Annotated in this window: 21 protein-coding genes, 1 pseudogene and 1 CRISPR repeat array; of the genes and pseudogenes, 7 read left to right on the forward strand and 15 right to left on the reverse strand. The window is 55.0% G+C overall.

What is annotated here, in order from left to right:
* Nucleotides 1–24: 24 nt before the first annotated feature.
* A CRISPR array of direct repeats spans nucleotides 25–1,384; the repeat unit is 37 nt; unit sequence GTTTCAGTGCTCTACCGTGAGCCGAAAGTATTGAAAG.
* A 306-nt stretch (nucleotides 1,385–1,690) separates the two neighbouring features.
* The 10 genes from cas4 to AC01ZF_RS10750 form a co-directional block, all read right to left on the reverse strand.
* Entirely contained in the window at nucleotides 1,691–2,299 is a 609-nt protein-coding gene (gene cas4 / locus AC01ZF_RS10705; protein ID WP_424677512.1) for a CRISPR-associated protein Cas4, read from the reverse strand.
* On the reverse strand, nucleotides 2,286–2,543 hold the full coding sequence (gene cas2 / locus AC01ZF_RS10710) for a CRISPR-associated endonuclease Cas2 (RefSeq protein ID WP_424677513.1): 258 nt from the start codon (nucleotides 2,541–2,543) through the stop codon (nucleotides 2,286–2,288). The genes cas4 and cas2 overlap by 14 nt, the downstream gene beginning before the upstream one ends.
* 15 nt (nucleotides 2,544–2,558) lie before the next feature.
* Nucleotides 2,559–3,572, reverse strand: a complete 1,014-nt coding sequence (gene cas1 / locus AC01ZF_RS10715; protein WP_424677514.1) for a CRISPR-associated endonuclease Cas1 — start codon at nucleotides 3,570–3,572, stop codon at nucleotides 2,559–2,561.
* Nucleotides 3,573–3,764: 192 nt separating this feature from the next.
* Complete coding sequence (gene cas6, locus AC01ZF_RS10720; protein WP_476575351.1) at nucleotides 3,765–4,742, reverse strand: CRISPR system precrRNA processing endoribonuclease RAMP protein Cas6; 978 nt, start codon at nucleotides 4,740–4,742, stop codon at nucleotides 3,765–3,767.
* 2 nt (nucleotides 4,743–4,744) lie between these two features.
* A complete protein-coding gene (gene cas3, locus AC01ZF_RS10725; protein ID WP_424677516.1) occupies nucleotides 4,745–7,087 on the reverse strand; it encodes a CRISPR-associated helicase Cas3' in 2,343 nt (780 codons plus the stop codon).
* On the reverse strand, nucleotides 7,065–7,802 hold the full coding sequence (gene cas5b / locus AC01ZF_RS10730) for a type I-B CRISPR-associated protein Cas5b (RefSeq protein ID WP_424677517.1): 738 nt from the start codon (nucleotides 7,800–7,802) through the stop codon (nucleotides 7,065–7,067). Before cas5b ends, cas3 begins: the two co-directional genes overlap by 23 nt.
* 279 nt (nucleotides 7,803–8,081) lie before the next feature.
* Nucleotides 8,082–9,173 (reverse strand): type I-B CRISPR-associated protein Cas7/Cst2/DevR, encoded by a 1,092-nt coding sequence (gene cas7i, locus AC01ZF_RS10735; RefSeq protein WP_476575352.1) that lies wholly within the window; start codon nucleotides 9,171–9,173, stop codon nucleotides 8,082–8,084.
* Between the two features lie 124 nt (nucleotides 9,174–9,297).
* Nucleotides 9,298–10,806, reverse strand: a complete 1,509-nt coding sequence (locus AC01ZF_RS10740; protein WP_424677431.1) for a type I-B CRISPR-associated protein Cas8b1/Cst1 — start codon at nucleotides 10,804–10,806, stop codon at nucleotides 9,298–9,300.
* A gap of 65 nt (nucleotides 10,807–10,871) precedes the next feature.
* On the reverse strand, nucleotides 10,872–11,885 hold the full coding sequence (locus AC01ZF_RS10745) for a helix-turn-helix transcriptional regulator (protein ID WP_424677430.1): 1,014 nt from the start codon (nucleotides 11,883–11,885) through the stop codon (nucleotides 10,872–10,874).
* Between the two features lie 70 nt (nucleotides 11,886–11,955).
* On the reverse strand, nucleotides 11,956–12,186 hold the full coding sequence (locus AC01ZF_RS10750) for an HTH domain-containing protein (protein WP_424677429.1): 231 nt from the start codon (nucleotides 12,184–12,186) through the stop codon (nucleotides 11,956–11,958).
* A 322-nt stretch (nucleotides 12,187–12,508) separates the two neighbouring features.
* Between AC01ZF_RS10750 and AC01ZF_RS10755 the strand changes: the two genes are divergently transcribed.
* The 3 genes from AC01ZF_RS10755 to AC01ZF_RS10765 all read left to right on the forward strand — a co-directional run bounded on the left by AC01ZF_RS10755 (nucleotide 12,509) and on the right by AC01ZF_RS10765 (nucleotide 17,490).
* Nucleotides 12,509–12,637: a hypothetical protein gene (locus AC01ZF_RS10755; RefSeq protein ID WP_424677428.1), complete on the forward strand. Its 129-nt coding sequence runs from the start codon at nucleotides 12,509–12,511 to the stop codon at nucleotides 12,635–12,637.
* An 11-nt stretch (nucleotides 12,638–12,648) separates the two neighbouring features.
* On the forward strand, nucleotides 12,649–16,434 hold the full coding sequence (locus AC01ZF_RS10760; RefSeq protein WP_424677427.1) for a magnesium chelatase subunit H: 3,786 nt from the start codon (nucleotides 12,649–12,651) through the stop codon (nucleotides 16,432–16,434).
* 111 nt (nucleotides 16,435–16,545) lie between these two features.
* Complete coding sequence (locus tag AC01ZF_RS10765) at nucleotides 16,546–17,490, forward strand: AAA family ATPase (protein ID WP_424677426.1); 945 nt, start codon at nucleotides 16,546–16,548, stop codon at nucleotides 17,488–17,490.
* A gap of 80 nt (nucleotides 17,491–17,570) precedes the next feature.
* On the opposite strand, the gene AC01ZF_RS10770 is transcribed toward AC01ZF_RS10765, so the two are convergent.
* Both AC01ZF_RS10770 and AC01ZF_RS10775 read right to left on the reverse strand, forming a co-directional pair.
* A complete protein-coding gene (locus AC01ZF_RS10770) occupies nucleotides 17,571–17,927 on the reverse strand; it encodes an STAS domain-containing protein (protein ID WP_424677425.1) in 357 nt (118 codons plus the stop codon).
* Between the two features lie 60 nt (nucleotides 17,928–17,987).
* Nucleotides 17,988–18,254 carry a hypothetical protein gene (locus AC01ZF_RS10775; RefSeq protein ID WP_424677424.1) on the reverse strand — a complete coding sequence of 89 codons (267 nt, stop codon included), beginning with the start codon at nucleotides 18,252–18,254 and terminating at the stop codon, nucleotides 17,988–17,990.
* Between the two features lie 119 nt (nucleotides 18,255–18,373).
* Between AC01ZF_RS10775 and AC01ZF_RS10780 the strand changes: the two genes are divergently transcribed.
* Nucleotides 18,374–18,631: a transposase gene (locus AC01ZF_RS10780; RefSeq protein ID WP_424677423.1), complete on the forward strand. Its 258-nt coding sequence runs from the start codon at nucleotides 18,374–18,376 to the stop codon at nucleotides 18,629–18,631.
* 227 nt (nucleotides 18,632–18,858) lie between these two features.
* Nucleotides 18,859–19,152: pseudogene (locus tag AC01ZF_RS10785) on the forward strand (transposase); the annotation flags it as partial.
* Between the two features lie 143 nt (nucleotides 19,153–19,295).
* On the opposite strand, the gene AC01ZF_RS10790 reads toward AC01ZF_RS10785, so the two are convergent.
* Nucleotides 19,296–19,538: a hypothetical protein gene (locus tag AC01ZF_RS10790; RefSeq protein ID WP_424677548.1), complete on the reverse strand. Its 243-nt coding sequence runs from the start codon at nucleotides 19,536–19,538 to the stop codon at nucleotides 19,296–19,298.
* A gap of 86 nt (nucleotides 19,539–19,624) precedes the next feature.
* Here AC01ZF_RS10790 and AC01ZF_RS10795 point away from each other — a divergent pair, with 86 nt between their 5' ends.
* Together AC01ZF_RS10795 and AC01ZF_RS10800 are read left to right on the forward strand one after the other, a co-directional pair.
* Nucleotides 19,625–20,872 carry a hypothetical protein gene (locus AC01ZF_RS10795; protein ID WP_428113121.1) on the forward strand — a complete coding sequence of 416 codons (1,248 nt, stop codon included), beginning with the start codon at nucleotides 19,625–19,627 and terminating at the stop codon, nucleotides 20,870–20,872.
* The gene (locus tag AC01ZF_RS10800) at nucleotides 20,869–21,582 is read left to right on the forward strand and encodes a hypothetical protein (RefSeq protein WP_428113123.1); all 714 of its coding nucleotides are present in this window, start codon (nucleotides 20,869–20,871) and stop codon (nucleotides 21,580–21,582) included. The genes AC01ZF_RS10795 and AC01ZF_RS10800 overlap by 4 nt, the downstream gene beginning before the upstream one ends.
* Nucleotides 21,583–21,601: 19 nt before the next feature.
* On the opposite strand, the gene AC01ZF_RS10805 is transcribed toward AC01ZF_RS10800, so the two are convergent.
* Both AC01ZF_RS10805 and AC01ZF_RS10810 read right to left on the reverse strand, forming a co-directional pair.
* On the reverse strand, nucleotides 21,602–22,228 hold the full coding sequence (locus AC01ZF_RS10805; RefSeq protein WP_424677545.1) for a hypothetical protein: 627 nt from the start codon (nucleotides 22,226–22,228) through the stop codon (nucleotides 21,602–21,604).
* Nucleotides 22,229–22,450: 222 nt separating this feature from the next.
* The gene (locus tag AC01ZF_RS10810) at nucleotides 22,451–23,455 is read right to left on the reverse strand and encodes an ATP-NAD kinase family protein (RefSeq protein WP_424677544.1); all 1,005 of its coding nucleotides are present in this window, start codon (nucleotides 23,453–23,455) and stop codon (nucleotides 22,451–22,453) included.
* Nucleotides 23,456–23,490: the final 35 nt, after the last annotated feature.

Raw genomic sequence — 23,490 nt, forward strand, 5'->3', positions numbered from 1 at the left:
CAGTACCTGTTCCCAAAGAAGTCGGTTTCAGTGCTCTACCGTGAGCCGAAAGTATTGAAAGGAGTCATCAACCGCATCAGACAATAATCCCGCAGAGTTTCAGTGCTCTACCGTGAGCCGAAAGTATTGAAAGAGTAGCATCGCTGCTGCGGCGTATCCGTCATAGTCCCCAGTTTCAGTGCTCTACCGTGAGCCGAAAGTATTGAAAGTTGAGTTGCAGCTTGTATTCGCTCGTCAACAGCAGGGTTTCAGTGCTCTACCGTGAGCCGAAAGTATTGAAAGCGGTAACAATTTCTATTTTCTCAAGCCTGTAGAATGTTTCAGTGCTCTACCGTGAGCCGAAAGTATTGAAAGTTGTTGCATTCGTTATCGTGCTGATGGTGGTTGGTGTGTTTCAGTGCTCTACCGTGAGCCGAAAGTATTGAAAGTATGGCCAACGGAGCACATCATACTCGCCGATGAGGTTTCAGTGCTCTACCGTGAGCCGAAAGTATTGAAAGGGGCACTGTCACAACAAGATGTGATCGGCTATCATGCGTTTCAGTGCTCTACCGTGAGCCGAAAGTATTGAAAGCTTACAGAATCCGCGTTCCATCTGCGGATCGGGACGTTTCAGTGCTCTACCGTGAGCCGAAAGTATTGAAAGTTACTGTAGCATTTGTCTGGATTAAAACTCCGCCAACGTTTCAGTGCTCTACCGTGAGCCGAAAGTATTGAAAGGCAGTATTTTTAGCGATGTCGCCGTCGTCTCGTCCATCACGTTTCAGTGCTCTACCGTGAGCCGAAAGTATTGAAAGGACAAGAGACGAGCAATACGGTCTCGAAACTCGACTAGTTTCAGTGCTCTACCGTGAGCCGAAAGTATTGAAAGCAGCTTGAAGCCCCAGAAGAAGGTAGTCTCCAGGAAGTTTCAGTGCTCTACCGTGAGCCGAAAGTATTGAAAGTTTGTCAGAATACATGCGATATATTACTTCCTTGAGTTTCAGTGCTCTACCGTGAGCCGAAAGTATTGAAAGGCTACGTCGGTATTGTTCACCGTCACCGTAATAGAGTTTCAGTGCTCTACCGTGAGCCGAAAGTATTGAAAGGCGCTCGGTGCTGGATGAAGAGTATAACGTTCGCCAGGTTTCAGTGCTCTACCGTGAGCCGAAAGTATTGAAAGCGCTCGATACACCTCCCCGCTGTAAACCGCAACAGACGCGTTTCAGTGCTCTACCGTGAGCCGAAAGTATTGAAAGTCCATGTAGGAGCTAAAAACTTGCTCCGATTCAATAGTTTCAGTGCTCTACCGTGAGCCGAAAGTATTGAAAGAAACAACAGCTTCAGCAGAAAGCAGGAAATGCCGAGGTTTCAGTGCTCTACCGTGAGCCGAAAGTATTGAAAGGCTACCTCTCTTCCTGAAGCCCTCCCGCTGTGATCACCCTCCCTCTGCCGATACAATCGCTCATAGGCCTTCCTACACTCTTAGTATAATCACTTTTTGGACGATCGCAAACGTACCAAGTGGGCTATGCTCGCAACTTTTCTTTTGCCCGTAAAAGGCATCGAGTTGAGATGATACTCCATCCCTTTGTAATGAACCATATTGCCGATAACGGGTTATCTGTTTTTGTACCGGAGTAGGGGAACAAGACCTCTCCGGTACAGAGTTGCGAGCGAACCGCGTTAACGACCTATTCGATCGCTATGCTCACACAACATCATTACAGAAGCGACGGAATTCACAGTTTACACACATTGCACGACTGGTCGGGGGTGGTGGTAGAGCTTCGGTTTGAATAGCCCGTTGCACGGCGGTAATCGTTTCAAGTACATTACGTCGTAGTTGCGGAGTGATCGGAACCTTTTCGGCTTTACGCAACGGGATATGATAGATCCACCCGGTTTCTACCGGTAATCCCCACACCTCTTCAATCAGCAAGGCATACGTTCCTACTTGCAACTTGAAATGTGGTCCAGCCGGTTGCTCACTGTCTTTGTAATCGACTACTACCACCTTCGCCGCCGGATCGTCTCGCTTGGGTACGACAATTGCGAGATCGAGGATACCACGCACGCCTAAACGCTCTGAACGTAAGTAGACGTTGAAATAGCGCTCACCGGTTTTGAGACCATACGTGCGCAATGAACGTCGCACTTCACGATCCTCTTCGGCACGATGACTGGCTATACCGTGGCGCATCAGATCGGTCTTGGGGCGAATCGTAGGCAAACAGTAAGCATACCACACTACCCGTGGGCAGTAGCGCCATTGCTTGACGTCACTGACCTCGATTGTGTCTAGATCAGGTGTTGTCATAGTTTTGCTCCAATACCCGCCGTTCCTCCCACATCTTTGCATCGAAGACGAAGAGTTGAACGTTGGCAGTGCGATCTTTCAATCGACGAGTTATTTCGTTAAACAGCGCGCGTTGATGCGCTCGGCTGAGATTGCCGGCAAATGCACTGTATTGAATCCGCTGTAGACCGTAGTCTAGACAGGCATCAGCAACACGCTGTCGTGCCCGGTCATCAGGGATGTCGTAAATCACGAGGCACTGCATATCGCTCTATCACTATCACCAGCCCATCACGAATGGGGTGTAGTTTTCACGATCACCACGCACGAAGGTAGCAATGTGGCGTGCTTGACACTGGATGATATGACGTAACGGTTGCCGCTTTCCTTCATACGGTTCGGTTGATTCAAGCCGTTCGAGCACTTTGGTCACAATGCGCTCGCGCGTAGGTTGATCAAGCCGCCCATCTTCTTCCCGCCCAATCTGCCAACCACGGGTGATCTGGCCGAGCAGCGGTCGATCAACCACTGCTTGGCGAAACTCTTCGATTAAATCTAAAACTAGACTCGGTTTTCCCGGTCGATCGGCGTGGAGTAGGCCGGCATACGGATCGAGACCGGCAAGCACGATGGCAAGTTCGATCTGACCATACAACACGCCGTAACCGTAGTTGAGTACTTGATTGAACGGATCGCTTGCCCCACGTGTCTCGCGCCCCGGCCAATTGAGTTCAGGCGGGACTATCGCGCCGATGGCTTTCCAGTAGTGCGCTGCGTAGCGGCCTTCAATCCCCATCAATTCTTCACGAATCTCATCAACCGTTTCGCCTTTGAGTCGTTCGACTGCGATTTGGTAGTCAACCGCTTCACCAGCTGTAGTCATCAGTTGTTCGTATACATCAGGTGCCGTCTCTTTGCGATTTTTTGCTGCGTAGCGCAGGAGGTTGGCTTGGTTACCTAGTTTGCCCAGCGTGAATGCACGGGCAAGGGCGACACCGGCCGGCCCGTCATAAGCACGCAGTTGTGCTCGCCGCGTGAGAACGGTGCCGGTGAGGCCAGCACTGTAGAGGCTAGAATGTGGGGTACCATTGGTGCTGATAAAGTGGATTGGGATGCCTTCTTCACTGCACACCCGTATGGCATCGCTGCTGATGGCGACACCGCCACCACAGATGATGACTTGTCGGAGATGCATGATCGGTACTTCACGTACCAGCTCATTGTCCTTGGTTACCCGCAGCCGGCCTTGGTGTTTACCGACAAAACTGCCGCGTTCGCTAACGATGAGTTCCATGGTGCAGTCTTCCTTTCTGTACCGGCGTCGCCCGCAATGGGTGACATGCTGGTTGTTAAGGTGCAGAAACGATCATGCAGTGCGCTGATGGCTGCAATGCTGGCTCGGTTGTTATGCACTGCCGGTGTGTTCATTGATACTCCGAAACACCTGTCGTTGTCAAGTTCGCAAGGCAATGCCTTGCTACTGGCGTTACGGCAAGACCTCCATCCCGTCCGGGGTGTACCAGCCGTCGCCTTTGACCGCGTTGCGCCCGATGTGGATCAAGCTGCCCCAAACGATCAGCTCGCGCAGGGGCGCAAGCGGCCCGCTGAAAGTGGCACTGCCGATCAGTCCTCCCACCGGGGTGCGCCGTTGCTGGCGCGACGAAACGCTTACCACGTCAACCCAGCGCGTCTGATCAACCGTCGTTGTGACCTGCTCGGCGATGGCGAGCAGGCTACGAAAGTCGATCGCTAGCGGGCCAGCGCCATACGCCCGGCTGAGGTCGTCAAGCCGACGCATGAGGCGCTGGATCAGCGGCCTCAGCGTGATCTGCTTCACCAGCCGGTCTTGGTCGACCAAGCGGGCCGGCGTATGAAAGGTGAGCGTGATCTGATCGGTCGGCAACCGCGCCGCGTAGTCTTGCACCGCCGTCGCATCGATCGGCAGGCTGGGGAAGTTGACGTTGCCGCCGGGCAGCGGATAGAGCATCTGCCGCTCGCCGCTCAGCGGGTTGTACGCTTCAATCGCGTTGAGCTTAATCGTGCCGCGCCGGCGACCGAGTTCGGTCAAGCTGATGCCGATCCCGTCGTGTTCGAGTTCGCGCACAGCCATCACGATGAAGGGGAAGAAGATTTCGGCCTGACCAAAGAGGGCAAGGCCAAACCGGATGGTATCGCCGGGTTGGTAGCGTTTCCCGCCGTCACGGGGCGGGCGCACCACATACGGACGCGGGCGCTGCTCGCTGCCTTTTTCGTCTTCGCTGCGCATTGGCGCGACCAGCGCTGCGACCGGGCAATGCTGAAACAGCGGGCAGCCGGCGCAGGTGGTGGCGCTTTTGTTAGTGCAGAACCGGTTCCAGAGCGCGTTGGAAATTGCGCCGCGCACGGCCGGCCCGCTGTGCGCAGCCAGCACAACCGGGGTGGCAGCAGTGGCGGTAAAGATGAGATGATGCACCGTCAGACTCATACTTAACTCCAATCCGGATCAATCACGATGTCACTAAACGAGAGACCGTTACGCTCGTCGTAGGGAAGCTGCGCAACCCATACCCGCCGCTTGCCGGTCTCTTCCGCCGGACGCAGTTTGCCTTGGCTACGCAGGATGGCAAACCGTTGCTTGCTGATGCTGACCAGATAGTCATTCGCTTCAATCAACCGTTCCTCAACAAGACACTTAACATAGTCCTCTTCAAAGCACTGCGGTACCACCTCAACGCCATCGAACAGTTGCTCAAACTCATCCTCACGCTGGTCATCACTCCGAAACGGACGGATACCGTTGATGATGAGTTCAACGTGTTGCGCCATCCGTTGGTAGGCTTCTGTCCATTGCTGTTTCAGCTCAGGATCGGCATAAATGTTGTCGAGCCAGTCATTAATCGCGGCTTCGTCAATAATCTCACGATTGTGCTTCTCAAGCTCGGCTAATGTCACACGGACAATATGTCCCGCACGATTCGGATCGCGATCACGACCATAGACACCTTGCCCGTCGTTGGGCTGACGAAAGACGTAGACCGGACAGATCCCCTTCGCACCACACCGGTTGACGCGGCCAAAGCGTTGTAAGAGCGCTTCGAGGGGAGCCGGATCGGTATAGATTGTGTCGAGATCAATATCGAGACTCACTTCGACTACCTGCGTAGCCACCAGCACTAGTGGCGGTCTTTGGGCAACATTACTGCCACAGTAAAAACGGATACGCTGTTCGAGTCGGTTGCGGTCGCCATGCGTAAAGCGACTATGGATCAAGAGAAGTTGGTCATCGGTGAGACCGGCTTGCGCGAGCTGATCGCACAGTGCTTGCGCCCGCGCCACCGTATTCGCGCAAACCAACACTTGCCGGCCCGTCCTCACTCCATTGACAATCTCGGTGATGGTGGTCGGATCGGTGAGATCACCATCACGTAAGAATAGTTGGTGACGACGAAAGCGGGTAAAGATCTCCGGGCTAGCCCGGATTACGGGAACGTTGTTACCAAGTGCCACCGTTAACCGGTCGCGAATAAGCTGGGGAAACGTAGCCGACATTACAAAGAAACGTGCAGCGAACTGCTCGCGTAGATACCGCATCAGACCGATAATCAAGGCGAGACGTTCCGGTTCGTAAGCATGAATCTCGTCAAATACAAACGCTGCCTGCGCGTAATCGGTGAGCATGGCTTCAAACCCGCGCAGTTGGAAGAGAGCTTTGAGGAGTTGGTACGGGCTGAGTACTTTGAGCGGGCGAGCGTGCAGCGTGTTCAAGTTCTTTTCCCACTGTACACGCCGCGCTGCAGCCGACCATTCCTCACCCTCCCGAAAGCGAGCGTAAAGGGCTTGTGCTGCCCGGCCATGCTGTAGGCCGACCAGATCGTCGCCAAAGTTCTGCCGTAATCGGTCGTACATGGCATTCATACTCGCCTGATAGGGTAGGGTATAGAAGATACGCGCTGGAGGTGCGGTACCATCACCAAGTGCCCAATAGAGCGCAGCTTCAGTCTTGCCGCTGCCGGTCGGGGCCATGAGCAGCGCCGATTGGCCGTTGAGCATGCCACTTTGCCGTTGGTGTTCGTAGACCTGCCATCCCGCCGGCAAAAGACGTTTAGCCAACGCCGACCACGGTTCGGTGATCGGTGGCGGCAGGCGATGAAGATGCGCCGAAGCCATATGATCGGCAGTGGTAATCAAGCCGCGCAGCAAAATGCCGGGTACCCGTGCTGCAGGATGGTTCGCCTCCACCCACTCGTGGTAGATACCCAACCAGTAACGTACCCGTTTGGCTTTGACCGTCATCGATTGCGGTGTAATCTCACCCACCACCCCAGCTAATCCTAATGCCTCACGCCAAGGGTTGGCACACGTAGCCAGCCACTTGTTGAGCCGGAAAACGATCTCGTCGTCCACTTCACGACATAGCTCAACCAGCGGGTCCTTGCGAACATCTAATGGATAAGTCTCCGCAATTTCGGCTTCGTCGCGATGATGTGACACGATGGCTGCAACCAGCCAACACTGCTCATCAGCGGATAGACCATGAGCGATGGCATCCACGAATGCCAACGAGAGCACTTCGTGGCGGTGTGACCATGCCGGCCCACCCCGCAACCGTTGCTGAAAACCACGCGCTGCTTTGCCAAAATCGTGCAGAAACACCGCCCAATACAAACAGTGCCAGAGTCGACTGTTATCCAGCAGGTGCGGTCGTAGGCGATACAGATCGGCCAGCCGACTCAACACTACCCACGTATGCTCGGCCAATGTTTCGCCTCCGTAGCGCTGGCTCTTGGCAAGTAGATCATCTAACCAATCAGGCCACGGCGAAGGTCTCATCAGCAGTTCCTCCGAAGGTGTGAAACCACAACCCTAACGGTTCGTCATGCACCCGTGGTGCGGTCGGGTCATACCAATAACGCGGTTTTTGCGTGCCGAAGTGTAGCATCTGTTTGCTCGTCACCCGCTCGGTTAGCATCAGATAGCGCGCAAAGACCGGCCGTCGCCGATTGTGGTAGTCGATCCAGCTCGGCATGAGAGCGACAACCCCAGCCGGTACTTGGGTTGCCATGGTGTACGGCATGAGCGTATGCTCGAAGTAGACCTGTTCTTGTTGTTGCAGCTCAATCACCTCGATCTGTGTGTACACGGCCAAGTCTTGCGAACGTCCCAAAACGACTGGGTAGCGTGGATGACGGAAATAATCGAGCCAATCGGGCCGATTGAGGTAGAGCGTTAGCCGTGGGAAGAGGAGTATATTGCGTTTGAAGGGATTGACGTTGCCCTCCAGGACTTTACGTTCGCCGCTGGGTAACTTACCCGACGATACCGACAGCACGTGAATGTGTTCGAGGTCTTGACCTTCACCGGCAAAAGTGAAATGGTAGGCGAACATTACTCCTTCGGGATCGAACCACTCCCCGAGTGTGCTACACACATGACCGTAGATTGTCGCCGGCGGAGGGAGCGGGAAACTCGGTTGTACACCAAGCATAAAGTGTGGATAGCGGAAGGAGGTAGTGATACCTTCGAGCACGATTTTGAGGACATACATCGTTTTCTCCAACTAACGCACTAACGCAAAGACGCAGAGACGCAAAGACGCAGAGACGCAAAGATGCAGAGACGCAAAGACGCAGAGACGCAAAGACGCAGAGACGCAAAGATGCAGAGACGCAGAGACGCAAAGACGCAGAGACGCAGAGATGTTAAGGCGCAAAGAGGTAAATGATGGAGTGGGTGAGCTGGGTTGGCATCCAACAATTCTTCGCATCTTTCGCGTACCTTGCGCCTTTGTATTAACCCCTCTGCGCACTTTGCGCCTTTGCGTTAACTAATCCAACCAGTCTGGATGTGTATCGCACGCAACCACGAAGCTCAAAAACGCCTCACGCGGATGGCTCAGCTCGATACGCGGCAAGCCATTCGCATCAACGTTCGCATTATGTTCGGCAACGAACTGCTCAAACGCCGCACGTGCCTCATCGAGATACCCCTTCACCCAACCAACATACACCGGTGAGCGGATACCATCGGCAAACACACGTAACGCCTCGCGCAGGGCGTCAGTTTTGATCTCAGGCTGACCGGTACGATTCGCGCCCACCGTGTGGTGAAAGATATGATTCCCGCCGTCGGTAACAGCAAAAATGACTAATGCCGGGCTGACATCGGTATAGTGTAACGTCTGCTTAGCTCCCCCCTCAAGCTGCGCCATCCCGCTAAACAACGCCTTCACCCGTGTCAACCGTTCCTGCTTGGGTAAGCGGTATGACTTCTCTGCCTCTAAATGCTCAGCACCGGGATAGTCGCGGATCAGATTGAGTCGCTCGTCATCGAGATTGCGAAAACCGGTACGGTTGAGATACGAGAAGGTACCGCATGCCCACAGATCAAGCGAGAAGAGACCCTTCAGGGTTGCCCGGTAAAACTGGTGCTCATGCGGCACCGGATTACCCTCGTGACGCGACATGACGCCGAAATCACTCGTCGGATTGACCGGTGCAATCGAGACCAATGTACTCACCCGAAAGGGTGAAGCGCGCGTGATGGTATCTTTCACCGGCGTTGCCTCATCGAGCATGCTTAGCTGCTCACGACTCTTCTTCGCCGTATCCGACTTCCCCGGCGCGCGCATATACCCAAAAAGATCATCATCCCAGTAGCGGATCGGATTGGCGTCGGTGTAGGCAATCTTTTCTTCACGGAAGATCGGCGATGCCTTCCATTCCGGTACCCGCCGCTCGAGGGTGGTGCGCAACCAGTAACGAAACGCTTGTGCCGAGACATAGGGAAAGTTACCGGCTTTGGTCGAGATCATTTTGACACCGACGGTGTTATCTTCCCGCTCACCGGGTATCGAACCGAGATTGTTGAGTGCCGACGCCGGTGCGTCGATCAGAAAGAGACCGGTCACAAATGCCATTGGGTATCCTCCTTGTTGCTATCGTTTGTTCCTATCAAACAGTGCTTAGCGATCTTCACGCCTTTGCGTTTGAACCCCTCTACACCTTTGCGGAGCCAAACAGCCGTTCGGCTCTACTGCGTCGCTACGCCTCCACCACTTCCTCCTCACTCGGAATGGCATCGACGTTATTGGCAATCCAATCACGCAATTGTTCAACCATCCGAATCAGTACCAGATCACGTATCAACCGCCAATCGTTGCGCAACACCTCTTCACCCTCCATAAACAACGTAAGAAAACTATCGAGATCGAACAACGTCTCGGTGCCACGCTTATAGCGCGTATAGTCGATATTCGTCTTGTTGAGCAGGGTTAAAAAATGATCACTACGCTGCACGGTAAAAAACTGGCGAAAGAACCGTTTGCCACCCTGATGACGGGTGTAATCAGCCAACTTATCGCCCAGCTCTTTCAACTTCGCTACCAGATCATCGGTCATGAGCATTACCTCCTGCATAAAAAGTTCAACCAGCGGCCACGAAACAAGATCGGCTTCGCGACGCGTCGAATACTCGCGCCGCGGGTCATCGGTCGCGGTAGACCGATTGGGAATACGGAGAAAATAGGTACGGACAAACCGTGCTGCCTGCTGCGGCAACGTAAAGAGATCTTCGTACAGATAGTTAAACCGCGGTTCGGTTGGTTCAGCGACTTTTCGCCGCTTTGTCGGTGTTTCCGAACGTTGCCAGCTCCGCTGCACCAACTCATTCCAGATTGTGCGGTAGGCCGGGGTATGCACTGCCAGTAGAAAGCCGGTGATCTGCAACGGCAGATGGTAGATATCGAGCGATGGACTCTGCCCATTATTGAAGTAGTACGCCGTCACCGTTGGTCGTCGTTCACGGCGCACGCCCACTTGGATCTGGTGGCGGATGATCTCGGCCAGCGTCTCGATAAGCAGCGTCTTCAAGCTGCGCGGCGAACCGAGCAATTTCTCTTCACCAGCCGCCTGCGCCTTCGCGACATCTCTCAGATTACGCTGTAAAAAGCGCGCGGCGAAATCAATCGTCAACTGCTCGTCATCGCTATGCACTGCTACCAATCCCCCTCCAACCTTGGCGCAGCCCAGTGGCATTGCTTGCAAGGCCAAGATCGCTTCCGCTGCCATCGGCAAACCGGGATCACCGTTGATAAAGAAGTTGATGGCATCGTCCCCTTGCAACAACGGCATCTGCGCCCGCCCCACCCGACCGGGCTTCAGCTTGCCGGACAATTCAAGGGTAGCGGCCGGCCTCCCGGTGAACAGACATGTTTCAGCGCCATTAGAAGCAGGTAGCTGCCATTGGCGCAGATGCCGATCCGCCCAACATTTGCGCTTCTCTTGCGCTTCTTGCTGTTGTTGCGGCGTGAGATTAGACCGGTTCGGATCGTATGCTGACTGAGCAAACCACGAATTACTGGTTAGCGCCATGGTGAGAAAACTACGGAGTGGCTGTCGTACATAGTTTGCTTCAACGTAATCGGCCATTTGCGCAAGATCGTCTGTGATGAGATCGGCAAAACGCTGCCGATTGGCAAAAGCGGCGAGTGTTGCAAAACCAACGTCAATGAATGGATGCCCGGTATAGGTGATACCTATCGGATTCGCCATGTCACCCTCCTCACACCCACCTCGGAACTACCCGAGCGCGGGAATCATCCAGCTCAACACATCTATCAACTTCCGTCATCGCTAATTTGTAGGATAGCAGTTCGCCCTGCATTATAGTTGCAGTCTAAGGTGTATTGTGCCGCTGCTTGCTGTAACTCAGCGGCCACCATCTGCACCAATTCCGGCGGCGCCAATACCCGCGCCTGCGAACCATAACCTAGGACCCACCGTTTGATCTCACCTAACGCACCGCTCTCGAAACGCAAGATCAAGCCACCATCAGGTAACTCCTCAATCCGCTGTGTCGGATGCCATTGCCGTTCACGAATGTACGGTGCCTGATCGCGATCAAATGCAACTGCCACCGTTACCGGACGACCCCCAACCTCGCTCACAAAAGCATGACGGAGATACGCCGCCGCATCAAAAGTGGGATCGCGTTGAAAACGTTGCTGAGATTGCACCTGCCAACGCTTGATCCGACAAAGGGCAAATTGACGAAACTCGCGACGGAGATGATCATAAGCGATGACGTATAGATCACCACGAGCAAAATACAGGTGATACGGCTCGATCACCCGATCACGATATTCCCGTCGGCTCGCAGTAAAGTAGGTAATCGCGAGCGGATACTGTTCACGGATGCAAACATTGACATCGTGGAGTAACGCCGGATCGACCGGAGCAACTGCGCCGGGTTGAAATGTGAGATGAGTCAGGAAATCATTGGGATTGATACTGATCTGATAGTTTTGCAACTGATTCAGCAAATTGCGAAGCGGTGCAACAAAAACGGTGCCGAGATAGCGTTGGCTCAATTCAATACTGAGCAGGAACGACAGTAACTCGCCTTCACCAATCTGGAACGCCGGCAATACCCATGTCGGATTACGATAGTAGTAACCGCGGTGCTGTCGGCTATAGGCCAACGGCGCGTTAATCCGCTCCCGCAAATAGGCCAAGTCTTGATAAATCGCCCGCTCGCTCACTTCAAAACGTTGACAAAAATCAGCTACTGATGGATAGCGACCACTCCGAATCATCGTATCAATGCCGATCAAACGTTCGATCCGCGTCATACATACTCCTGCGTCTGCCGTGTGCTATTAGCGTACTAAGCGCTGCAAATCGTTATACCATTGCCTACTATCAAACATCACCACAGTTGGATGACAATGCGCACCGAACGAGGGACAAACGGCCCGCGTGATCCTCAGCCAACAATATTCCCTGCTCTTCAAGCAGCGGTAAATCACGGATCACCGTTGAACGTGGCACGCCAAGACGGTACGCCAACTCAGCCGCAGTGAGTGGACCACACGCTAGCAATTCGGCATATCGCCGTAGACGTGCCTGTTTACCCTGCTTACTCCCGAACATTGGCTCACCTCCGGTATCGTTAGCGTGTATCGGTGATGGCCGGAGTATGCCGCTGCACTGTTGCCGGTACTGCAACACCGTTCAAGAATAATATAACAAAATGTTCATTCACAAATGTGTATATCACTGCCCGCTTCTCTACGAATTCTCACAACATTGCTGAGCGACCGGCCGTGATAAGTTGTTCGCGTCTCTGCCCATCAGTTGTGAAATCTTCACGAGGTTCCCGGCACAAAGCGAGTAATTCTTTACAAAATGATACCTTGTATCTATAATGACATATCATATAATAAGGAGAAATCTGATCACGCAAAGGTTGCGCATGGCAAACCTGCAATTGAACCATCGCGAAGGTACAACCGGTTGGCTCATTGAGCAAGATCACGTCGGTGTCGCCGGCAAGCCGGTAACCGAACCATCGCGAAGGCCCAACCCGAGCGTTAGTTTGTAAGGAGATCGGCTATGCGCTTCGTGTTCATGTGTATCGAGGCGAACAACGCCCCCGCTTTACGGCAAGCAGCAGCGGCGATTGAACGCGAGCACGGTTTACGGTTGGTCATCGATTTCTTCACTCCACCTGATATGCACTCCACCACCGACTGGGAACGGCTTGCCGCAGCAATTGCGCGAGCCGATTTTGTCTTCGGTTCGATGTTGTTCGGTGAAGAGTACGTCCGACCGTTAAGCGACCTGCTAGCCAAGGCCTCGTGTCCGGTCTGTATGATCATGAGCAGCCCATCGTTAATCAAGCAGACCCGGATCGGGAAGTTTGATCTCCGTCCTAAACCCGCCACCGAACAGAGTGCATTTCGCCAATGGCTAAGCCAGTTCCAGCCGAAACACGGCCATGCCGAGATTCAGCGGCAGATGGCGTTGGTACGCGGCTTGAGCAATGTGCTGAAATTTTTGCCCGGCAAAGCGCGTGACATTCATACGTATGTTATGGCCCACCAGTTCTGGGCTGCCAGCACTCCTGAAAATCTACGTCGCCTGTTACTGATGTTGATCGAGCGTTATGTACCCGGTTACAAAGGCAAGCTGCCGGTGCTCGATCCCCAGCAGATTCCTGAGATTGGTGCCTTTCACCCCGACGCACCCGAACCGTTTGCCGATCTAGCCGCCTACCGAGCGTGGCGGCGCAAACAGCGCCATAGGTTCTCGTCCGGTACGGTTGGCCTCCTGACCATGCGACCGTTCGCTCTGTCAGGTAATCGCGCCCACCTCGATGCGCTGATCCGTGCGCTTGAGGCACGCGGTATCGAAGCACGCGCGGCGTACAGCCCGACGCTCGATATGCGGGCAACCGTTGAACGTTTCTTCACCGACCCGGATCGCGCTCGCCGTCATGAGCCATCTACCGATATTGACCTGTTGATCAATACGACCGGCTTCGCGCTGGTGGGCGGTCCGGCCAATACCGATCCAGACCAAGCGAGCGCTCTGCTCGACCGGCTCGATACGCCAATGCTCGATCTCTTCCCGTTGGTATTCCAGCATATCGAGCAATGGCGCGCCGATGATCGCGGTATCGCTCCGGTTCAACTGGCGCTCAATGTCTCGCTGCCCGAACTCGATGGTGCGACCGATCCGCTTGTCATCGGTGGGATGCTGCGTGGTCGGGAAGAGGTGATTCCGCTCCCTGCCGAGATTGAATTGGCCGCCGAACGTATTGCCGCCCGTGTCGCACTCCGGCGTACACCGGTAGCCGAACGACGTATTGCGATTACCCTGTTTAATTTCCCGCCGAACCTTGGGAATGCCGGTACCGCCGCATACCTTGATGTGTTTGCCAGCGTTTTCCGTCTGATGCAAGAGCTACGCAATGCCGGCTACACCGTCGAACTACCGCCGAGCGCCGATGATCTGCGCCGGCTGGTGGTTGAAGGTAATGCCTTGTTGCACGGTACCGATGGAAATGTCGCCGATACATTGCCGGTTGAAGAATATCGCCGACTCTTCCCCGATTATGTCGAGATCGAACCGTATTGGGGATCGGCGCCGGGCCAATTGCTGAGCGACGGTAAACGGTTGTTTATCCTGGGCCGTCGTTTTGGGAATGTCTTTGTCGGGTTGCAACCGAGTTTTGGTTATGAGCGTGACCCGATCCGGCTCTTGATGAGCAAGGATGCAGCACCTCATCACGGATTTGCTGCATATTATGTCTGGTTACGGAAGGTATTTAAGGCCCATGCCGTGCTGCACTTCGGTACCCACGGTGCGCTCGAGTTTATGCCCGGCAAGCAGGCCGGTCTGAGCGCCCAGTGCTGGCCGTTGCGTCTGCTCGGCGGTCTACCCAATTTCTACTATTACTGCGTCAATAATCCGAGCGAGGGAAGTATCGCCCGCCGTCGTGGGATGGCAACCTTGATCAGCTATCTGGTACCACCGGTACAACAGGCCGGTCTGTACAAAGGGCTACGTGCTCTCAAAGATAGTATCGACCACTATCATGCCCACCCCGATCCCACTTTAATCGACGATCTCCGCACCCAAGCGGAAGCCTTGAACCTGATGGTCAGCGGCGAAGGTGATGCATATGTTGCCGCCCTCGGGCACGAATTGTTACAGATCGAGCAGCGGATGATCCCGGTCGGGTTGCATGTTCTCGGTCAGCCACCAGCAGCGAGTGAACAGATCGATGTGCTCAACCTAATTGCCACCTTTACCCGTGTGCCACGTAGTCATAATCAGCCACCCCTTGAACCGTTGCCGCAGATTGTAGCCAATGCGCTTGGGTACGACTACACGAGCCTGAGTGGGCGCCTCCACAATGACCCAACTGCACAGGCTCGGTATCGTCAAATTGAAGAGATTTGTCGCGCCGCAGTCACGGCACTAGTCCAGTTCGGTACCGGCCATGCTGCTGATGAAGCACTGGCGCGTTATGTTCATCTTCCGTCCGGCCACCTCACGCCACTCTGGAATTATCTGCTTGACATCCAACGCCGCATGACGACCGAGCGCGAGCTGAGTAGTCTACTACGGGCGCTCAACGGTGGCTATGTGCTGCCTTCGGCAGGCAATGACGTGGTGCGTAATCCATCGGTCGTTCCCACCGGGCGCAACATCTATGCCTTCGATCCGTTCCACGTCCCATCACCGGCGGCTACGGCTGCCGGCGTAGCCGTTGCCAACGAGTTGATCGAACGGGTGCGCGCCGAACAAGGCACCTACCCTGAAACGGTAGCGATGGTCTTATGGGGCACCGACAACATCAAGACCGAGGGAGAAGGGATCGCTCAAGCCCTCGCTCTCGTCGGCGCACGAGCTATCACCGATGAGATAGGCCGGGTCACAGCGGTAGAACTGATCCCGCTCGCCGAGCTTGGTCGTCCGCGCATCGATGTGGTACTTACGGTGAGTGGTATCTTCCGCGACCTGTTTGCGGCGCAAGCGGCCCTGCTCGACCGGGCCATTCGGATGGCGGCGACTGCCGATGAGCCACTTGATCAGAATTTTGTCCGCGCTCACGCAGTAGTGCAAGCGGCAGAATTAGGTTTGAGCTTGGAAGAGGCAGCCACCCGCGTCTTCTCAAATGCGTCGGGGAGCTATGGCGCCAACGTTAATCATCTGGTCGAAAGCAGCACATGGGAAGAAGATGGGCAGTTGGCCGAGGCCTTCATCACACGCAAGAGCTTTGCCTTCCAACCCGGTGGCGAATGGCGGGAAGCTCGCGCAGTGATGGAAAAAGCACTGGCGACAGTGCGCGTTACCTTCCAGAATGTCGATAGCATTGAGAATGGGATCAGCGACATCGATCACTACTACGAGTATCTCGGTGGCCTAACCAAGAGTGTCGAGAAGACGCGCGGCGACCGTCCGATGACGTTGATGGGTGAAGTGGCCGAGTTGGTTACACCGGGTGCGAACCGGGTGCGTTCGCTCGAACAGATGGTACGGATGGAAAGCCGGGCCAAATTGCTCAATCCCAAGTGGTACGAAGGTATGCTTAAGCACGGCTACGAAGGCGTGCATGAGATCGAGATCCGTGTAAGCAACACCTACGGCTGGAGCGCGACCGCCCAAGCGGTTGAGGGCTGGGTCTACCAAGGCATTGCTGAGACCTACCTGCTCGATCCAGAGATGCGCGAACGGTTAGCGAACCTTAACCCACACGCCACCGCCGGCATTACCGGTCGCCTGCTGGAAGCACATAACCGCGGGTTCTGGCAAGCGGATGAAGCTACCCTTGAACGATTACGTGAGATTTATGCCGACCTCGAAGATCGGTTGGAAGGGGTGCGGTAGCGCGACTCCTCACATCACCGCTGCGCAACGATGCGGGCTGTCACTTGACAGCCCGTATCCTCTCTACTACACTGACAACGCATCGCACCGTGCCAGGATAAGGAGTGGCGCATGACGCGCATCGTTGCAGTCATTAACCTCAAAGGCGGCATCGGTAAAACAACAACGGTGGTTAACGTCAGCGCTGGCTTGGCCCTCAAGGGCGCACGGGTGTTGTTGATCGACATCGACGCGCAGGGTAATTTAGCAATGGCTCTCGGTGTGCGTCCTCACCGTACCCTGTACGAAGCCATTGTCGATCAGAAACCACTCACCGATTTGCGCATCTCTGCTCGCCCCAACCTCGATCTGATCGCTGCTAATGAGTCGCTTTTGTTGGCTCAACAAGCAATAGCAGGTCGCAGCGATTGGGTACGTGTCCTCGAACAGCTTGTGCGTCCCGTGCGCGAAGAATACGATTTTATCTTTTTCGACTGTGGCGGTTCACTGACGGTGCTAAATCAAAATGCGCTCATAGCTGCGACCGAAATCATCATCCCGACCACCGTTGAACCATTTTCGGTGCGCGGTCTTGAAAAACTGATCACGCAAATTGCGCGGGTAAAGGGTAGTACGAGTGTGGTGCGCGCTATTATCCCGACGATGGTTGATCCCCGCATGCGTCAGTCAATCGATTTGCTCGCCCATCTCAACCGCACTTACGGCCAGCTTGTGCTCCCACCGGTACGGACCAACGTGCGATTATCCGAAGCTTCTGCAGTCGGCAAAACGATCTACGAACACGACCCTCGTTCGCGTGGCGCGCTCGATTATGCACAGATCGTTGAAATCCTGAGTAAAATATGGAACTTCCAACCAACACGCCCGGTATCACCTCGCCCGCTACCAAATAGCACCGCGAAGCGACCGTTAGTCACGGGAAACGGTGCAGTGCAGAGCGATACCTGCCCAAATTGCGGCCAGGCGCTTCGGCGCGCCAACGTCGCCGGATACCGGATCACCTACTGTACTCACTGTCGTTACCGGCAACAAGAGCTTATTACCGGCGCGCATTAACTGCCCGATGGGTAACGAACTCGATAGCATGTGCTAGATCACTACAGACGTGGGTGTCGGCAATTCGATACGCAAACTCATCATCGTCTGGGCGACTTCAGGCCGCACTCCACTCCGACTAACACCACATCGGCGCCGAGCAGCCGTACACTTTGCATCAGTTGGGTAAGCCCGCCTGCCACTTCGGTATCGATCACCGGCACACCGGTCACATCGAGGATCAGCCAGCGTGCGTGTTGCTGCCCGATAATCGTGAGCGCCTGCTGCTGAATTGTGGTCAACCGGCCACGGTCAATGGCGCCGATCAGTGGCATCACCAAGGTAGCCGGCCCGACCGGCAAGACCGGCACACTCAGTTGGCGGATCACATCACGCTGCGCAATAACCTCAGCCAATAACCGATCTTGTTGGCGGGAACGTTCCTCAAGCTCTTGCAAAGTTATGTGCAACGTTTCGGTTTGGAACGCAACCTGCCGATCAAGTTCGGCATTCAGTTGCTATAATTCATTGGCCGACTGTTGCGCTTGATGCAACGCAGTTTGGAGACGACGATGTAATGTCTCATTACCGAGACTTTGCACAAAACTGATCACGGCGATGAATCCGCACAAAATAGTAGAAGTTAGTAAAAACGCTTCCGACGAAATCGTGATCCGCGTCGGTTCAATACCGCTAACCAGCGTTAAAGATGTCTCGCTGCGCTCGACATGACAGGGAGAGGCAATAGTTAACAGGATTGCTTGATGGTGGCAAATTTGTCGCATGACGAGACAAGCGTATCCGACAGACCTGAGCGATGCAGAGTGGCAAATCATCGCACTATTGATTCCACCGACAAAGCCGGGCGGATGGTCGCGCACCACGGACATGCGAGCAGTTGTGAATGCCAACTTCTACTTCATATTTGTTGCGAACCGGTTGTGCCTGGCGTATGTGGCCGCATGACCGGCCACCTTGGCAAACGGTCTACGAACACTTCAGCCAGTGGCGTCGAGATGGCACCTGGCAGCGACTCATCGACCCATTGCGTCGTGAAAGTACGGGTGGCCGACGGTCGCGACCCAGAACCCCGTGCCGGTCTCCTGGACAGCCCGTCGGTCAAGACGACGGAAAACGAGACATCTTTAACACCGGTTATTGACATTTGGGATGGTGAGTGGGAGCCTCGCCGCTGTGTCATGTCGAGCGCAGCGAGACATCTTTAACACTGGTTAGCGGCATTTGGGATGGTGAGTGGGAGCCTCGCCTCCCTGTCATGGCGAGCGCCGCGAGACATCTTTAACGCCGGTTAGCGGCATTTGATAGGGTGAGTGGAGCACATCGGATGGTAAGATTTCTCGCTACGCGCGAAATGACACAGAGGTGCAGCGTTTGCAGCTGATCTGGGCCGATGGTGGCTCTGCTGGTCAGCTCATTGACTGGTTCGATGCCGTCTGCGGCTGGGTGCGTCAGTTCGTGCAGCGCTCCGATCAAGGCAAGGGCTGCCAAGTGCTGCCACGTCGCTGGGTCGTTGAGCGCACTTTCGGTTGGCTTGGTCGCTACCGGCGTCTGAGCAAAGACTACGAGTATTTGACCGCAACCAGTGAAGCCATGGTCTACGCCGCAATGACGCATCTGATGGTCAGGCATCTGGCTCGCATCCGGGCTAGATCGGTTTCCTGATGGACTTTTCAGACACGCTCTGAGCAAATGAGGCTATCGTCGTCCCGACAAGTGCTGTTCCAACGGTAAGCTAGCCACCAAAGTCAATGAAGCAGGTGCCGGAGCGCCGAAAGCACTCGCAGTTGGGAAGTTCCAACGGTAAGCTAGCCACCAAAGTCAATGAAGCCTTGGCAGGTCAGGAAGGCAATGCCAGCATACAAGATAGCTGATAGAAAGGTTGAGACAAGGAGCGAGACCGATTCGGGGAAGCCCACAATGATCGTACTTGAAACGATGAGGTTGATTACCAGTAAACCGAGCGCGATTATGATGATATTGCGCCCGCGCTGACGTGATTCTTCGTCAGAATGACGAATGTCGAGGAGTTTATGGAAGATGTCGGTCATAGATGTAAACAAGATTGCTCAACCGATCACTTGGCGATTATAATTGACGAGGGTTATTTTGACAATCTCATCACGAATCTCGACGCATGCACACCTCATCGTTCCACATTCGGCGCATAAACTTGACCGCACTACATTGGCTGGTGAGTGGAAGCGTTGCCTTGGGGAGTATTGCCGGCTTTACCTTAATCCAACGCCAGCCGGTACAACTGTTCAGCGTGATCTATATCGATGGCTTGAGCTGTTTTACCTTGCTCATTGCCGGATTGTTAATGCTAAGTTTACCCGGCCAGTGGCGACGGATCGGCCAACTGGTGGCCCTTGGTTTGGCAATGTTCAGTGGGCACCTGATGGGAATCGCAGTCGGTCTACTTGGCGTAGCGATCTTCAGCGAGCGGTGGCCGAATCGCATTGCGGGAGCCGTGATGGCTGCCGGTTATGGGCTGATCGGTTTCCGGGCTACGTCGTGGCACCTATTAATAAGTGGTAACGGGTTGAACAGTATCAGCTTTTTACTCGTGCTGGCCGGCGTTGTGATGATGGTCGGCGCGCTCGATCTACCGGCAGCGCCCCTACCACCATCGGTCGATCCTTTGGCAACCGTTACCGGACTGGTCGCACTCCTCCGACTGTTCAGCGTCGGGCCGTGGAATCTTGGGTGGCAACTGGCCGCATTCGTGGTTGGTGGTACGCTTGGCGTTGGCACCGCGTGGTATGCCCTTACGAGCAGCGATCCGTTTGCTGCCGAAGAATGGATAACCCGCAGTCTCAGTGGCTTAGCGATCATTGCCATTGGCTGTGCCTCGTCGGCAGGAGTCGTGGCAACCGGTTTGCTCTTCGGTCACCTGACCGTTCGTCGATTGACGCAACCTGCTGCCGGCACGAGCCGGTGGGCCGGTTGGCTGTTAAGCGGCGCCGTACCGGGAACACTCGGCTTCGTCGCACTGTGGTCGGCAAGTGCCGCCGTCATGGCAGCCGGTGTAGCAGCTTTAGCAGTTGTCGTATGGGCTACTGCATTGCTGCTGATGGTAGCCGGTGGCCGACAGATACAAACGGCTCGTCGTTTGGCGAGCACCGTTGGTGCCGGAGTGAGTCTGGGTCTTGGTATCGCGGCGCCGGCGCTATCACGCTGGTTGATCCGTCCGATCAGTGATCAGTTGCAGGGTGGATTAACCCCCTACGGCGCTATTGAACCGTGGGGATGGGCAGGGATGCTGGCTTTCGATGCCGGTTCACGGATAGCAGCCACGGCACCCGGCGTTGTCCTCTTGCTCTTAATGGGATTGATCGGCGCCTTAGCGTGGCTGATCAGTCGTTGGTGTAAATGGGTATGACCGATCTCCTTGGCGCATTAGGGCAAGCATGGGTACGAGTGCTGATCTTTCCAGGTGGGTTAAGTGCCTTCCTCCTATCCCTGCTGGTCGCATACATAAGCGGTTGCCGGCAAGTTGAACGGCTCTATGCCGTTACCTTACTCGATGTGCTCCCGCCACTCTGTGCGATCACCCTGTTGCCGTTAGTCACAGCGCCGTCATTCCCCTATGGCCTTGATCTACCGACCGCATTGGTACTCCTCCTCTGGCCGGTTGTTCGCCGTTTCGCCACGACACCACTCGATCCACCGCGCCTCATCGAGGGCTATGTACCACTCCTCAGCGCTATGCTTGCGCTCATCAGCGCCACCGCGACGTTCGATCTCGGAGGCCTACTTCGTTGGCCTACCGCACTTCCCTACCAAATCGCACTTAGCATCGGTACGATAACGTGGCTAGCTGCGTTACCGTACTTGTTACCCCCACCAACGGATCTTGCACTGGCAACGAGTCGGCTCGGTTTGATACTGATCGGCTCCTTACCGATCAGCACAGCACTGAACGTTTACACCGAGATTGGCAGCACCTTACCGTGGCTCATCACAGCCATGAGTAGCGCAACCGCCATCGCCAGCACTATCGCTTTTGGCTCCGCACCGGCATCGGTGCGGTATGTACTGGCCGGCAGCGCGTTTATTACTGCCGGTTGGATCCTTGGAGTAGGGCAGTAGAGGAAAGAGACGACAACGATTACGCAGCATCGACCGAACGGTAGTTACCGTTACCGCGGGAATGAAACGTCTCGCTCAGATTAGCGATAATCGTGCGGGCCAATTGCAACTCAGAACGGATCAGACGGCGCAAACTCTGCACATCACGGTCTTCCCACTGTTCAAACAGATCGACCATGGTAGCACTTACCAACTGGATCGCCTCAAGTTCAACCCGCTGTTCGACCGGCTGGTAAATCCGCCGTACCTCTACCGAAACCGGTTCAATCTCAATGACCTCATTGGGAAAGTGGTGGGTAAAGGCACTATGCACAGCGCGTTGAAACATCCGCACCAATTCTACATCACTCCGATCACGGTGATTGGTCAACGTCACCGTATACGTCAACGTCAACTCCAGTGGATCGGCCGGCAGATCGCGCCCCTCGCTGATCAACTGATGGACCGGCGACCACGTAAACGTTATTTCAAGCCAGGGCGGCATCGTCGCCAATGTGAGCGGCTCGGCGTGATCGGGGAATAATTCAATCTTGCACGTGCGATCGTGCGTGGCGGGTATAAAACTCTCGATCAACGTGTGTTCGTGCAGGCCAACGCTGAGCCAAGCATCTTCCAATGCCATCACGAGATCGTCATAGGTTACCATCAACTCTACTCCTTAGCCGGTAGCATAACTGTTAAATTGTACCCTAGACCGACGAGGATGGCAACCGCCAAAGCTGCATCACCTCCATAATGTACTCTAACACGATCAGGCCGATGGATGCGCTATAATTCCGTAAAGAATATTCAATTCTCCCCACCCTCACGCTATTTCCTAACCAAGTGTGCTGCGCTCCTAAAAGGAATAACCGGCGTGTTACTATCATCAGCCGATAAACACACCACTCGCAGCCGCTAACGCAATCGCCCGTCGTGGATCGATCACGCGCGGTCCATGCGGATTAAACCGCAGCAACGCCGTCTCGCCGGCCCGCAGCTCGAGTTCGCGCTCACCATCGAACGCCAACACCGCCGGTTGAGCGCGATACACACGGACCATCTCACCGGGAGCCAGCACGCAATGCGCGGCGACATGAACCGTCTGCATCAAGCCTGGTGCAACCGGCGCGCGCACCGGTATCCCACTCGTATCCAATTGCAAGTATAATCCATGCCCTGGTGGATAGTTACCGGCCAATACGTTGGCTCCAATCGACGACAAACCGATATTCCCCGGCTCGGCGCGGGTCAGAACAAGATCGGTAATCCGCCCACTATCCCAGATTGCGCGGGCAGCGACAAATCGCTCATTGTAGATAGCGGCATCAACCAATGCGATATCATCAGGTGCATCGGGCGTGAAATCGCTCTGACCGGCAGCCAACCGATACACGTCGATCCGTGGTGCGCGCGAGACCGCCGCATCAGCGCGCCCACTCGCCACCAATCCGGCAGCCAGACCGGCCGTTGTTGCTTCGATCATCATTGGAAACACGTTGTTAGTGCCGGTCGAAATTGGCATCAGTGGCACATCACCACAACCCTTTGCCACCAAGCGGTTGGTTCCATCACCACCAAGGGTGACGATACAACCAACCCCGCGCTCGGCCAGTAATTGCGCCGCCCGCCGCGAGTCATCAGGCATAAACCATGCCGGCATATCGAGTAATGTTGCTTTGATCTGCAACGGCAGGTTATCGAGCGCCTTCAGACCGATACCAAAGCGATCGGGCATAATCCAGACGTGTTGCACACCAACCGCCTCTAACCCCAGCAACACCCGTTTAATAATGCTTACCTTCTCTTCGTTATCGAACACCGAGCCATGGGCAACAAGACGCCGGATGTCTTTGCCTGAAGCCGGATTTGCAATGATACCAACCGTGATCATAGCAAACACAGCGCGGGGCACAGCGGCCCCGCGCT

It is taken from the genome of Chloroflexus sp. (genome assembly GCF_056331925.1).